The organism is Mycolicibacterium rutilum (assembly GCF_900108565.1).
GTDB classification, from domain to species: domain Bacteria; phylum Actinomycetota; class Actinomycetes; order Mycobacteriales; family Mycobacteriaceae; genus Mycobacterium; species Mycobacterium rutilum.
Map to the genome: position 1 here is coordinate 3,947,380 of NZ_LT629971.1, position 13,209 is coordinate 3,960,588.

15 protein-coding genes are annotated in these 13,209 nt (G+C 66.9%); 8 read left to right on the forward strand and 7 right to left on the reverse strand.

What is annotated here, in order from left to right; all coding sequences use genetic code 11:
* Positions 1-191: 191 nt before the first annotated feature.
* A complete protein-coding gene (locus BLW81_RS19155) occupies positions 192-620 on the forward strand; it encodes a type II toxin-antitoxin system Rv0910 family toxin (RefSeq protein WP_083408536.1) in 429 nt (142 codons plus the stop codon).
* A gap of 82 nt (positions 621-702) precedes the next feature.
* On the opposite strand, the gene BLW81_RS19160 is transcribed toward BLW81_RS19155, so the two are convergent.
* Positions 703-2,175 carry an MFS transporter gene (locus tag BLW81_RS19160; RefSeq protein ID WP_083408537.1) on the reverse strand — a complete coding sequence of 491 codons (1,473 nt, stop codon included), beginning with the start codon at positions 2,173-2,175 and terminating at the stop codon, positions 703-705.
* A gap of 123 nt (positions 2,176-2,298) precedes the next feature.
* Here BLW81_RS19160 and BLW81_RS19165 point away from each other — a divergent pair, with 123 nt between their 5' ends.
* On the forward strand, positions 2,299-3,711 hold the full coding sequence (locus BLW81_RS19165) for a purine-cytosine permease family protein (RefSeq protein WP_083408538.1): 1,413 nt from the start codon (positions 2,299-2,301) through the stop codon (positions 3,709-3,711).
* Here BLW81_RS19165 and BLW81_RS19170 read toward each other — a convergent pair.
* Positions 3,657-4,541, reverse strand: coding sequence for an alpha/beta fold hydrolase (locus BLW81_RS19170; RefSeq protein WP_407662353.1), 885 nt, complete (start codon positions 4,539-4,541; stop codon positions 3,657-3,659). The two genes, BLW81_RS19165 and BLW81_RS19170, sit on opposite strands and share 55 nt — an antisense overlap.
* A 114-nt stretch (positions 4,542-4,655) precedes the next feature.
* Between BLW81_RS19170 and BLW81_RS19175 the strand changes: the two genes are divergently transcribed.
* Both BLW81_RS19175 and BLW81_RS19180 read left to right on the forward strand, forming a co-directional pair.
* Positions 4,656-5,270, forward strand: a complete 615-nt coding sequence (locus BLW81_RS19175) for a class I SAM-dependent methyltransferase (RefSeq protein ID WP_083408540.1) — start codon at positions 4,656-4,658, stop codon at positions 5,268-5,270.
* 52 nt (positions 5,271-5,322) lie between these two features.
* The gene (locus BLW81_RS19180) at positions 5,323-6,141 is read left to right on the forward strand and encodes an acyl-CoA thioesterase domain-containing protein (protein ID WP_083408541.1); all 819 of its coding nucleotides are present in this window, start codon (positions 5,323-5,325) and stop codon (positions 6,139-6,141) included.
* A 5-nt stretch (positions 6,142-6,146) separates the two neighbouring features.
* Here BLW81_RS19180 and BLW81_RS19185 read toward each other — a convergent pair whose 3' ends face one another.
* From BLW81_RS19185 to BLW81_RS19195, 3 genes are all read right to left on the reverse strand, one after another.
* Positions 6,147-6,866, reverse strand: coding sequence for a hypothetical protein (locus BLW81_RS19185; protein ID WP_157897751.1), 720 nt, complete (start codon positions 6,864-6,866; stop codon positions 6,147-6,149).
* A gap of 63 nt (positions 6,867-6,929) precedes the next feature.
* A complete protein-coding gene (locus BLW81_RS19190; RefSeq protein ID WP_083408542.1) occupies positions 6,930-7,655 on the reverse strand; it encodes a hypothetical protein in 726 nt (241 codons plus the stop codon).
* 130 nt (positions 7,656-7,785) lie between these two features.
* Positions 7,786-8,382, reverse strand: coding sequence for a TetR family transcriptional regulator (locus BLW81_RS19195; RefSeq protein ID WP_083408543.1), 597 nt, complete (start codon positions 8,380-8,382; stop codon positions 7,786-7,788).
* Positions 8,383-8,451: 69 nt separating this feature from the next.
* Between BLW81_RS19195 and BLW81_RS19200 the strand changes: the two genes are divergently transcribed.
* Entirely contained in the window at positions 8,452-8,991 is a 540-nt protein-coding gene (locus BLW81_RS19200) for a GNAT family N-acetyltransferase (protein WP_083408544.1), read from the forward strand.
* Positions 8,992-9,271: 280 nt separating this feature from the next.
* Here BLW81_RS19200 and BLW81_RS19205 read toward each other — a convergent pair whose 3' ends face one another.
* Positions 9,272-10,003 carry a DJ-1/PfpI family protein gene (locus tag BLW81_RS19205; protein ID WP_083410665.1) on the reverse strand — a complete coding sequence of 244 codons (732 nt, stop codon included), beginning with the start codon at positions 10,001-10,003 and terminating at the stop codon, positions 9,272-9,274.
* Positions 10,004-10,205: 202 nt separating this feature from the next.
* Here BLW81_RS19205 and BLW81_RS19210 point away from each other — a divergent pair, with 202 nt between their 5' ends.
* Positions 10,206-10,604: a MarR family winged helix-turn-helix transcriptional regulator gene (locus tag BLW81_RS19210; RefSeq protein ID WP_157897752.1), complete on the forward strand. Its 399-nt coding sequence runs from the start codon at positions 10,206-10,208 to the stop codon at positions 10,602-10,604.
* Positions 10,605-10,637: 33 nt separating this feature from the next.
* Here the strand turns inward: BLW81_RS19210 and BLW81_RS19215 are convergent, their stop codons facing one another.
* Positions 10,638-11,312: a TetR family transcriptional regulator gene (locus tag BLW81_RS19215; RefSeq protein WP_083408546.1), complete on the reverse strand. Its 675-nt coding sequence runs from the start codon at positions 11,310-11,312 to the stop codon at positions 10,638-10,640.
* 164 nt (positions 11,313-11,476) lie between these two features.
* Between BLW81_RS19215 and BLW81_RS19220 the strand changes: the two genes are divergently transcribed.
* Complete coding sequence (locus BLW81_RS19220) at positions 11,477-12,007, forward strand: cupin domain-containing protein (RefSeq protein WP_235632038.1); 531 nt, start codon at positions 11,477-11,479, stop codon at positions 12,005-12,007.
* Between the two features lie 9 nt (positions 12,008-12,016).
* Complete coding sequence (locus tag BLW81_RS19225; RefSeq protein WP_235632039.1) at positions 12,017-12,976, forward strand: NADP-dependent oxidoreductase; 960 nt, start codon at positions 12,017-12,019, stop codon at positions 12,974-12,976.
* The last annotated feature ends 233 nt before the right edge of the window (positions 12,977-13,209 follow it).

The following is a 13,209-nucleotide window of genomic DNA, read 5'->3' on the forward strand; positions in this document are numbered from 1 at the left end:
ACAATGGATTCCTTCGTGCTTTGCCCTGTTCGGCACGGGAAACACGCTTTCTATGGGCGCGCTCACACTCGCCAACTGCGCCAGTCGGCTGCTGCGATCTCGGGCGTCTGTGTCAGTTTCTCAGCTGTGGGCGACCCTGAACGGCGGAAACGCCGTTTACCTGCCCCGCTTTGCCGGGTAACGGACAAGGCATGGCAGCAGTGGATGTTTCGGTGTCGTCGGATCTGAGCCCGCAGGAGGCGTGGGCGCTGGCGTCCGATCTGGGGCGCTTCGACGAGTGGCTGACGATCTTCGGCGGGTGGCGCAGCGAGGTGCCCGCCGTCATCGAGGTCGGCACCTGCGTGTCGTCGCTGATCAAGGTCAAGGGATTTCGGAACACGATCCACTGGCATGTCACCCGCTACGACGAGCCCAAGGTCATCGAGATGGTCGGCCGCGGCCGGCCCGGAATCCGCATCGCGCTGACGCTGTGTGTGCGCGAGGACAAGGGCGGTTCGACGTTCCAGGTGGTCGCCGACCTGTCCGGCGGCCTGTTGAACACCCGGGTGGGCAATCTCGTCGCCAAGGTCATCGAGTCCGACGTGCGCAAGTCGGTGTCGAACCTCGCCGCCTTGCGGTGAGGCTTCTCGCGCCGAGCGCACGCTTCTTGACGGTTCTTCTCGCGCGATATGTACACAACCGTGCGCTCGGCGCAATCGGGGCTCAGCCCCACTCGTGGTTCATGGCGCGGGTTTCGCAGCGCGCCTCGACGGAATCCGTGGGCCGCGCCCGCGGACCGGATACCGCGATCAACACCATCGCCAGCGCGGCGGTGACCGCACCGCCGTAGAAGATCACCTCGAAGCTGCTCTCCATCGGGACGCCGGTGCCGGGCGCCGACCGGCTGAGCAGCACGGCCACCACCGCCGCGGCGATCGAACTGCCGATGGTCCGGGCGATCGCGTTCATGCCCGTCGCCACGCCGGTCTCCTCGGCGTCGACCTCACTGACCACCAGGGCGGGCAGCGCCCCGTAACCCAGGCTGATGTACGCGTTGGCCAGGATGCTCGCCACGATGATCTGCCAGCTCAGTGAGTGTGCCAGCGCGATGAACAGGAACCCGGCGATGCCCGCCATCGCGGCGACGACGAGCACCGGCCGCGCGCCGAACCGGTCGATGAACCTGCCGCTGATCAGCGCGACGACGAAACCGGTGAACGCGCCGGGCAGCAGGTACACCAGGCTGGCCTCCAGCACCGTCGCGCCGAAACCGTAACCCGCGCCCTCGCGGGGAATCTGGACGAACATCGTCAGCCCGAGGAACGCGAAGTACAAGCCCATCCCGACGAAGATGGTGGCGAAATTGGTCAGCATGATCGGCCGGCGGCTCAGCATCGCCGTCGACACCAGCGGCTGGCGGGCCCGGCGCTCCCACCACCACCAGCCGACGAGGACGAGCACACCGCCGACCGCGCACGCGATCGTCGCGGGCGAGAGCCACCCCCAACTCTGCGCCTGAGTGATCGCCAGCAGCAGCGCGGACAGCCCGACGGCCAGGCCCGCCGCGCCGAGCCAATCGATCGTGCCGTGCACACTGCGCGGTCGACGCGGCACGACCAGCAGCACGATCGCGATGACGACGACGGTGAACGCGGTGGTCAGCCAGAACACCCGGTGATAGCCGGCGTCACCGCTCATCAGCAGCCCGACCACGACCAGGCCGGTGCCGCCGCCGAACCCCAGCGTCCCGGACAGCACCGCCATCGCCGACATCAACCGCTCGCGCGGCAGTTCCTCGCGCAGGATCGCGATGCTGATCGGATACAGCGCGTACGAGGCGGCCTGCAGGACGCGGCCGACGATGAGCAGCGGCAGCGACGACGTGGTCGCGGCGAGCACCGAGCCGGCGAGCACGACGGCGAGCACGCCGAGCAGCACACCACGCTTGCTGTGCAGGTCGGCCAGCCGACCGAGCAAGGGAGTGGCGGCCACGGCGGCGAGCAGGTTCGCGGTGACGGCCCAGCTGACCCCGATGGTCGAGGCGTGCAACTGCTCGGCGATGACACCGAGAACGGGAACGACGGCGGTCTGCAGCACCGCCACGGTCAGCACGACGATCGACAGGCCGGCGACCAGCAGCCGCGGAGACCGGACAGGCGCCGTGGCCGACGGCCGCGTCGCTTCGGTCTCGACCACAGCCCGCTCCGATCCTTAGCCGATCTTCACTTCCTCTCGTCGATTATCTCTGCGCCGTGCGCCTCGTGCCGGTGCGGGGCGTGTGCGCGACCACGGACGGCCTCGGCGTGGTCGAATATCTGCATGTCACAAGCGGAGTCGGCCAACGCGCTGACCGAACCCACGTTCTCCGGGCATCGGCCGGCCGGCGCAGGGGACCTGTCGGTGGAGAGTCACGGCATCGCGCCGGTGCCCGAAGATCAGCGCTACGGGTCGCCGGGCCGGTTGTTCACGGTGTGGTTCGCCCCGCAGGTGAACATGACCGGCGTGTTCACCGGCACGCTCGCGATCGTGCTGGGACTCGGCTTCTGGCTGGGGCTGCTGGCGATGGTGATCGGGACGGTGCTGGGCTCGCTGGTGGTGGCGTACCTGTCGACGTGGGGACCCCGCACCGGCACCGGTCAGCTGCCCAACGCGCGGATGGCGTTCGGCGGCGGTGTGGTGCTGCCCGCCGCGCTGCAGTGGTTGTCCTCGATCGCCTGGGACGCGCTGGTCGGGTTGTTCGGCGGTGAGGCGTTGGCGGTGCTACTGGGCATCCCGTTCTGGGCGGCGGTGCTCATCGTGCTGGCCGTGCAGGGCGTGGTCGGGGTTTTCGGGTACGAGCTGATCCACCGGCTGCAGGCCGTGCTGACCGTCATCCTGTTCGTGACGTTCGTCGTGTTCGCGGTGAAACTCGTTGGCGGACATGACGTCATCACACCCGCCGTGGTGCACGGCCCCGATCTCGTCGGCGCGTTCGTGCTCGAGGTGACCATCGCGTTCAGCCTCGCGGTGTCGTGGGCCAGCTATGCGGCCGACTTCAGCCGCTATCTCCCGGTCGAGTCGCCGCGCCTTCGCGTCTTCGGTTTCACCTTCGCCGGGATCGTGTCGGCCTACATCCTGGTGCAGGGCGTCGGGATCGCGGCGGCCGAGGCGATCGGCGAGCACACCGCTGAGGGCGTGCGGCAGGTGATGGGCGGCGGGCTGCTGGGCGGGCTGGCACTGCTGATCATCGCGGTCGCCTCGATCGGGTCGGGCGTGATGAACGACTACAGCGGGTCGCTCGCGCTGCAGACCATCGGGGTGCGGGTGCGCCGACCCGTGTCGGCGGTGCTGGTGACGGTGCTGGCGTTCGGGTTGATCCTGTGGCTGCACGCGGCCGACACGGCGACCCGGTTCACCGACGTGCTGCTGCTGGTGAGCTATTGGATTCCGGCGTTCGTGGCGGTCGTGGTGATCGACTGGCTGATCCGCACCCGCGGCCGGCTCAGCCTGAACCCGGCCGAGGAGCGGACCGAGCGGCGCGACGCCGCGGCCGCGCTGGTCGTGTTCGTCGTCGCCTACGCCGCGGCGATCCCGTTCATGCACACGACGCTGATCGAGGGTCCGGTGGCGCGGGCGTGGCACGGCGCCGACATCGCGTACTTCGTCAACCTCGCGGTGGCCGCGGTGCTCTACGGCGGCTACAGGTCGCTGCGGGCGCGCGGTGCCTCGTCACGCGGAGCCTCGTCCTGCTGACCTGTGGACGCGATGAAGTCGTCGAGCAGGTCGACCACCTCGCTGGGGCGTTCGACGTGCGGGAAGTGCCCGACCCCTTCGAGCACCTCGAGCCGGCACTCGGGCCGGGCGTCGAGCGCCGCGTAGGCGTGGGTGACGGGGATGATCCCGTCGTGGTCGCCCCAGATCGCCATGATCGGCAGCTGAGAGGCCACGCGCAGGCGGTTGAGGGCGCTGACGGCCTGGCCGCGGTAGTCGACGACGGACCGCAGCGTCCGCAGGAACGCCTGGCGGGTCTGGGCGTCGGCCAGCGATGAGTACGCGCTCCACATCTCCGCGCCGCGCGGCGATTGGATACCGGCCGACGAGAACCAGGTCCGCAGCTTGTTGCCCACCTTCAGCACCGGCCGCGGCGCGATCACCGGCAGGATGAACTCCGCGCCCGGGGCTGACAGCAGCCGAAGCGTCCACCCGACGTCGGGGCCCAGGCCGCCGCTGCTGATGAGCACCAGCCGCCGGCAGTAGTCGGGATGCTGGTAGACGAACTGCATGGCCACCCCGCCGCCGAGCGACTGCCCGACGATCGTGGCCTGGGAGATCTTCAGTTCGTCGAGCAGGTCGCGCAACCACACCGCGAACGCGCCCAGCGAGTAATCGCCGCGCGGCTTGTCGGACTGGCCGTGGCCGAGCAGATCGGGTGCGATCACCCGGTAGCGGCGCGACAGCTGGGGAATCACCGCGCGCCACGTCTCCGAGCTGCCTGCCATCCCGTGGATCAGCAGCAACGCCTCGTCGCCGGTGCCGACGTCGCGGTAGGCGACGCGGTCACCGTGTAGTTCCAGGTAGTTCAGCTCAGTCACAGAAGACCCTTCCCGCTGGTGCTCTCTGTCTACCCGCAATGCGCCAGTGGTATCGATGAGGTGCTCGTCACTTGACGCCGGGCGTCGTGGGAGCAGGCTGGCCTCATGAGTGTTGACGATGACCGGCCCGTCAACCACCACGCCGACCATCCGGGATTCTCGGGTGTGACGGGCGCGCTCGTCGGGCTGGTCCTGCTGTTCATGGGCCGCGCCGACGCGCGCCTGGCGGCTGATCTGACCGAAGTGGGCGCCGACGACACCGTCGTCGACATCGGCTGCGGTCCGGGCAAAGCCGCGCGAGAAGCCGCCCGCCGTGGTGCTGCGGTGATCGGGATCGATCCCGCGCCGGTGATGCTCGGGCTGGCGCGGGCCGTCACGCGGCACGGGACGATCGCCTGGGCGACAGGCACCGCCGAGCGGGTTCCGCTGCCGGACGCATCGGCGACGGTGGCGTGGTCGTTGGCGACGGTGCACCACTGGAAGGACGTCGACGCCGGGCTGAGCGAACTGCGCCGCCTGTTGGAGCCCGGTGGACGGCTGCTCGCGGTCGAACGCCAGGTCGACGGCTCCGCGACCGGGTTGGCCAGCCACGGCTGGACTCGGCAGCAGGCGGATTCGTTTGCCGCGCAGTGTAGTTCGGCTGGGTTTCGTGACGTGACCGTCACCGGACGCAAGGCTGGTCGGCGGGACGTGTGGGTGGTGCAGGCCGTCCGGCCGTGACCGGAGCGAGCCTCGCGGCAGGGCGCCGCACCGACTGTGCGAAGATCCGGCAATGTCGAGCGAACCTTCGTACTTCACGCCGGCCGACGGCGGTTTCCAGCCGACGCAGTTCGCGTTGAGCCACTGGGGCGAAGACCATCTCAACGGTCCCGCCGTCGTCGGTTTGGCGGCCCGCACGCTCGAAAAGCACTACGGGTCCGACGAGTTCATGCCGGCGCGGCTGACGGTCGATCTGTTCCGCGCGGCGCGCCGCACACTGACGACGGTCGAGGTACGCGTCGTCCGGGACGGCCGACGGGTACGTGCCGCCGAATGCGATGTGCTGCAGGATGGTCGCGCGGTCGCGCAGGCGACGTTCGTGCAGTACCGGCGGTCGGAGGCGCCCCGCGGCCAGGAGTGGACGCCGCCGACGGCCGTGCCCGAATTGCCCGAGCGCGACGACGCGCTGATGCCCTACATCGGCAGCGAGGACGGCGGCTGGACCCGCTCCCCGGCCGCGCACCAGAACGCTTCGCGCAAGCGGTTCTACTTCTCCTGCGCTGATATCGTTGCGGGAGAGAAGGTTTCGCCGTTCGCGCGTGCGGTGACGGTGGCCGAGTCCACCAGTCTGGTGACCAACCTCGGCACCGAGGGGATCGGCTACATCAACGGTGACCTGACCGTGGCGTTGTCGCGGCTACCGGTCGACGACTGGATCCTCGTGCAGGCGGATTCGCATTGGGCGGCAGACGGAGTCGCGGTCGGAACGGCGACGCTGTTCGACCCGAAGGGCCCGTTCGGATCCGGGATGGTGACGGCGGTCGCCAACCCGGCGGCGCAGATCGACTTCACCAACCGGCCTTTCCCGCGGTCCGAGACCAACTACGAGTAGTCCGCTCAGAACCAGCGGCCGCTGCCCCTGCCGTCGCCGGGGGTGGCCTTGCCCGGTGCGGGTGCGCGTACATCGGGCGCGACGCTCATCGGTGGGCGGGTGACGCCGATGTCGGGTTTGTTCGACTGCGACGGCGACGAATTGCGCGGGGGGTAGTACGGCTGGTAGGTCGGGGCGCTGTTCTCCGGCGGTGGCGGCGGAGGAGGCGGCGGCGGGGGTGGCATCGGCGGCGGGACCGTTGCGCTCATCGTCGGCTGTACGGGCGACGGGACGGTGTTGGCGGGCGAGGGTTCGGCACTGGGTGAGGGCGCCACATTGCTCGGCTCGTCGGATCCCGCTGGAGACCCTCGGAGCAGGAGCGTAGCGAGCACGATGAGCAGCACGACGGCCACGGCTGCGATCAACCCGATCACGCCGCGCTTCGTCTTGTACCAGGGGGTGGGCGCGGCCCTGAAGGTCAGCGCACTGACGGACGAACCGATTGGCCGGCCGGTGAACGCGTGCGCATATCCGGGCTCGCGGTCCTCGTACCAGTCGTCGGGTTCCTCGGCCGGCGACGCCTCTTCGGCAGCGGTCTCGGTGACCGGGTCGGGCTCAGCGACCGGCAGCGGCTCGGTGATCGGATCGTGATCGACAGCGGTTTCGTCGTCGGCTTGACGGGCGCTCGGCTCAGCCGGGGACTCGTCCAGGTCCCAGCCCCAGAGGGCTTCGCGCTCGGCTGCCATACACCGATGCTAACGCGATGACCTCGGCGACCGACGAAGGCGAAGAGCGCCCCAGTCTCCGCCTCAGGCGGTCCGCATCAGTTCCTGCATGCGCACAGCGGTCGTGAGAGCGCGACTGCTGCCGTGCACCTCGCCGAAGTGCAACAGCAGCGTGGCGCGCAGGGCTCCGGCTCGGCACGGCATGTTGGCGTGCAGGCTTCGGTAGCCCCACAGCACGTACACGTTGCCCGGGCTCATGTCGATCACCCGGCCGTAGTGCGGTTTGCCGGGACGGCGGAGAATGGCCCACCGGTAGTAGCGGCTCTGCGAAAAAGCCTTACCGAGAATATTGGCGAATGCGAACCGGCGAAATGGTCGTTTGTTGAAGAACCCGACCAATTCTCCGGAATTTCCGCGTCCGGCATCGGGGATGACAATGGGCACGATCATCGTGACGATGTTGGCGTCATAGTGATACCACCACGCGTCACCGCTCTCGCTCGGTCCGGCGATGACGCGCAAGGCGCTGCCGATCAAGCGGGCATCCGCGGTGGCGGCCGGGAAGCGGGCCCTCACCACATCCTCGAGCAGCCGAATAATATTGTCGCTCTGGATGATATCGGTCATTGCCAGGGTTTCTGGAGATCGGATGAAGTGATTCCGCTCGCCCTCGGCGGCGAGGAGCTCCTGGACGTCGGTGCGTGCCCGCTCCAGCCAGTCCTTCGAAACCGCACCCGGTACGCACACCACTCCCAAGTCGTCGAGATCGTCTGCGATCCGGAGTGGATCCGCGTCAATGTTCAGTTGCATCGCTCGAGAAGTATAAGCCATGTCATGGCACCCGATTACGCGCTTCGTCGCCGGCTTTCCAACGTATTCGGGGCGGGCCGATCTTCGTCACAGTGACGAATCGGGGTGTGGCAACCGAGTTAGCTGAGTCCTATGTCGCGGCCCGTGCGCGAAGCAGTTCCAGCTCGCGGGCGATCGCCGCATCGACGCGGAGCCGGTCGTCTGTGGCGAGCAGGTCCAGCAGTGCACCGCGCAGGATCGCCAGCGCGCGAGTGCGGTCTGCCATTCCTGTCTCGGTGTCCCGCTCGTCTCGGCGCTGGCAGCCGGCCAGGACGGTCAGCCAGTCCGTCACGGTGGCCTGGGCGAAACCAGCCCAAGCACCGTCCGGCTCGATCAGCGAGCGCGCATACGCCTCCACCCACAGGCGGAGCAGGCCTCGATGTTCTTCGGCGGACAGCCACGTCCAGATCTCGTTGACGGCGCCGGCCAGTCCGATCGATTCGCCGGATGTGGCGGGGCTGATGCGAGCCAGCAGTGCCAGTTCGTCGGCGCGGGCGCGGGCAAGAAGAGCACGCACCAACCCGTCTTTGTTGCCGAACAGGAACACCAATACGCGGGGGCTCGATCCGATGGCGGAGGCCAGGGGCCTGAGGGACATCTCGGCGATCCCGTGTTCGAGGACGTACCGGTACGCAGCCTCCAACAACTCGCGTTCGCGTGGTGAAGAGGTTGTGCGCTCGACGTCCATGGAGATAGGCTACCGCTACTGAAACAGTCGTTTCAGTAGATTGGATGCCGCGGGCCGAGGAGGCAGCGCATGACGAATCGTCCTGATACCGAGGCCATCCGGTTGCGACGTGCCGACCAGCCGGGCGATATGGGTTGGGTGGTGATGACCCACGGCGAGATCTACGCCGAGCAGTTCGGTTGGAACACCGAGTTCGAGGCGTTGGTGGCCCGGATCGTGGCCGATTTCGCCGAACGGCACGACCCCGTCAGGGAAGCGGCGTGGATCGCTGAGGTGGACGGCCGGCGTGCGGGCTGCATCTTCCTCGTGGCCGGTGCGGAACCTGATGTGGCGCGACTGAGAATTCTGTTGGTCACGCCCGGAGGTCGCGGCCTTGGCGTCGGAACCCAGTTGGTACGAACGTGTCTCGCTTTCGCCGCCGACGCCGGTTATGCCCGAGTTACGTTGTGGACCAATGACGTACTGGTGGCGGCGCGGCGAATCTACGAGGCCGCCGGTTTCGTGCTTGTCGACGAGGCGCCGCACGTCAGCTTCGGCCACCAGCTCGTGGGTCAGAACTGGGACCTCGACCTGCAGACGGTCGGCTCGATGCGAAGGGCCATGTCATAGGGAGCCGTTATCCTGTGGTTCGGACCAGCGCCACTGTCCGGGAAATGGGGGGACGTGATCGAGTGCCGGAAGTGCACAGCGGGCTTGTGCAGCCATGAGGCGCAGTGCCCCATGATGATTCGTTGGTACGACGACGCATGGGACGGCACCTTCTGGCGACGCTGTCAGTGTGCCGCGTCGATCGAAAGAGAGTCTCCGTACCCGGTGACGATCGGCTATGTCTCGAACCGCCGATCGTGAAACGTGGGCCGCACACCACGGGGGCGTGCGGCCCACGAAGTCACACTGCGACAGCTGAGAGTCGCTTCGCGGCGCGCTCAATCGCGTCCACATACGGCTGCGCCATCGCCGAACCGTGGTCGAGCGCACGCTGGGTGAGTTCCGGGCCTGCCAGATCCGGGCGGCCGACGCCGAAAAGCGGCTCCGGCGCGTACTCGGCTTGTAGCTCCATCTCGCGGGCGACCTCGTCCCCGTAGAAGTGCTGTGCCAACCGCAGTCCGGCCTCGACGCTTCCGGTGAGGGGGCCGGCGGTGATGCGGTTGCGGTCGATGACGACGTTGCCGTCGGTGGGGATCGCCCCGAAGTGGGGGAGCAGGTGCTTCTGCTGGAAGTTGCTGGTGGCGCGATATCCCTGCAGGAGCCCGGCTGCGCCCAGCAGCAGGGTTCCTCCGCAGTTCCCTCCGACCCACCGTGCCCGGCTACCCCGGTCGGCGAGGAAGTCGAGTGTCTCCTCGTCATCGAAGATCTCCGGCGACACGGCGCCGGTCCACAAAATGTCGAGGTCTGCGGGGCAGTCCGCGAAGGTCATCGTCGGGCGGGTGGGGAAATTCGGATACCCCACGACTTCGTCGAGGCTCTTCCATACCAACTGGACGTTGGCGCCGGGGGCGGTGCCGAAAATCGTGTGGATGCCGATGATGTCGACCGGCATGTAGCCGGGGCAGACCAGGATGGCCACGTTGATTTCTGGAAGCTCGGCGTCGAACTCAAAAGACGTCGTGGCATCGGACATGTTCACTCCTTTGGTGGCGGGCGTCGAACATCAGTTAGACTAACAGTCAGGCTGAAATAAGCAACCGTTCCGTGCCGGGCGATACGGTTCCCGATGGCGGATAGCGTGGAGGCCGCCGGTGAAGGGAGTGACGGAGTTGGCGAAGGCAGACAAGCGGCGGGCGGACGGGCCCGGTGCGCGAACCGTTACCGAGAGCACCACGATGCTGTTGATCGCGGCCGGCCGACTGGCTCAACGGCGGTTCGAAGCCGCACTGGCCGAGCAGAACTTGACTCTGCGTCACATCGGCGCCATCGGCCATCTCGCGCGCAATCCAGAGTTGTCCTACAGCGATCTCGCCCGCCGTGCCCGCGTCACCCCACAGAGCATGCACGCGACCATCGGCCAATTGGTCGACCTCGGCGCGGTGGTCACCGAGACGCGCGGCCGCGCCTCCTATCCGCGGCTCACCGAGCGCGGTCACGAGTTGCTGGCCTTCGCCGCCGACGCTTCCTCCGCATGTGACGAGACCCTCGGTATCGAGGAGAGCGTCGTCGCCGAGCTTCGCGAAGAACTCAAAAAGGTTGCGCTGCAGTCTTTCGCGGATGAGTCGTTATCTTGAATCCGGAGATGACGGCCGGAGCGGCGCGATCGGTTACCGTGTTGAACGGCGCGTAGCCGAGACGTGCGGCCGTGGCTGTCGTCGTCTCTCTGATGTTCTCGGCGCCGACTTCTTCTGGCCGACCGTCGACTTCGCTCGAGGAGCGGGGCGCGTTACGATTTCGGCCAGGAGCGCCATCGCAGACTCGGTCCTGGATATCAGATCAACGTTGTCAGCGTCTGCCAACCACTGTCGGTACGCCGCACGAAACACGTTGGCCCCGACCTCGGCTGCGAGTTCCGCTACTTCTGGGTCCAATCCATGGTCACGCAACACGCTGGCGAACTCACTGACCATGTGATGCTGCTTGATCAGGTCGCGCTCCCGCAGATTCGGGGTTGATGCGATCATGGCTTCGCGGCGGCGTAGAGATTCACGTGGCGCGAGACCTTCCCAGTCGAACTCCGCCAAAACTCGAGTCACTGCCCGAAGAGGCTCAGCGACGTCGGGTGCCTGGTGGAGTTCCCGGACCAGTGCCGCCCGCAACACCTCCTCGTCGGCGAACAACACCTCTTGCTTATCTGCGAAGTACCGGAAGAAAGTTCGGGTTGTGAGGCGCGCGCGCTCGGCGATCTGCACAGCGGTCGTTTCCTCAAACCCCTGCTCCTCGAACAACTCCATCGCGGCCTGCTGCAGACGCTCTTTGCTGCCGTGTTCCCAGCGTGGCATGTAGCGAAGATACTCCCTGTCGTACCCGATGTATCGCGGCGATCGCCCCGCTCGACAGCGATGTCACGGCGAGACATCAGTGTTACAGTGATGTCACGGCGCGACAACCACGTCGAGTGAGACGAAGTGAGAGGCCCATGGTGAGTGGCGATAAAGCACCTGGCGTGTTCAAGGGGCGGGCAGGGGAGTCGCCGGCGTACTGGTACCGCGGTGGGCTGTGGAACGTCTTGATGTCGGCAGACGAGACGCTCGGTGAGTTCACGTTCATGGAGCAGATCATCCCGGCGGGGGTCGGCCCGCCGGCGCACATACACGAGCGCCAAGCCGAAGGCTTCTACATCCTGTCCGGTGAACTGGAATTGGTGATCGGCCATGACGACGAGGTGGTGCATGCTGAACCGGGCTCGGCGGTGTGGATACCGAAGAACACGCGGCACGCATTCCGTATCACGTCCGACGAAGATGCTCGCGTGCTGAACTTCTACACCCCAGGCGGTTTCGACGATCATCTGCCTTATTTCGGTGTCGAGGCGACCGCACAGACGCTGCCGCCAGGGGATCTCGGAAAGTCGGTGCTCGACCGGGAACGCCAGGGCACCTCCCAGGAGAACCGGGACGCCTACCTGCAACGGCTTGCTGACATCGCCGAGGGCACCTGGGACTTTTCGATGCCGGATCCCAATGTGCAGCACTAGGGCACCGCTGTGGTGCCGACGAAGCGAAAGGCGACCATGAAGCGGATTCAGTATCACAATTACGGCGGTCCCGAGGTGATGCGCTTCGAGGATTTCCAGCCGGCACGCCCAGGGAGCGGTGAGGTCCTGATCAGAGTGCGCGCCGCCGCGGCCAACCCGTATGACTGGAAGGTCCGCAACGGCGAGATGAAGATGATGAGCGGCCGTAAGTTCCCGCGGGGCTTGGGTTATGACTTCGCCGGCGTCGTCGAAGCGGTTGGGCCGGGCGTCACGCGGGTCGGCGTGGGCGACGAGGTACTGGGAGTGGCGCCGATCAAGATGAGCGGTGCGTTCGCCGAGATGGTGCTGGCAGTTGAGAAAGCGATCGTCAAGAAGCCGGCCGAGATCTCCTTCGAGGAGGCTGCCGCGATTCCGACCATCGGCGGCGCGGCGCTGCAGGGCTTGGTGACGAAAGGGAAACTGCGAGCGGGCCAGTCGGTCTTCATCCACGGCTGTCTGGGTGGGGTCGGGCGCGCTGCTGTGCAGATCGCACGGACACGCGGAGCCTCGATTGTGGCAGGGAGTTGCCGTGCGAGCGCGATGCAAGACGCACACGACCTGGCCGTCGACCCGGTCGTCGAGTTCGATTCCGTTGCAACCACACTGGGGAAGTTCGACATCGTCTACGACACCGTGGGCACGCTTGCGCCCGCGACGGCACGCAAGTTACTGGCCCCGGGGGGACGCATCATCGATATCGTCCCTTCCGGTGCCAAGTTCCTCAAGAGTGCATTGCCGGGTCCATACACTGTGCTGATCACGCAGCACAACGTCGAGGATCTCGAGGAACTTGCGCGGATGTGCGCAACAGGAGAACTACGGCTGCCGATCGCTCGGACGGTGCCGCTGCAAGACGCCATTCCAGCGCTGACCGAACTTGAGCGCAACAACACGCCCAGGGGTGGCAAGCTGATCATCACCACCGGCTGAGCGACGCGGGGGAGGGCGCGAGGACCTGGCTCCATGCGTTCGCCTGCAACGGGTTACGCGCACGAATCGTCGACGTGACGGATTCCAGTATGTCTGCCCCTGTGAAGTAGGGGAGAGGCGCAAGGGGCGAAGGGGTCCCGGCAGTACCTGGATCAGAGGGATCTCCCTATTGCTCTCGCGCCCGCTTAATTTGGGATTGCAGTCAGCATCCCGCACGACCAGCGAAAAGGGCG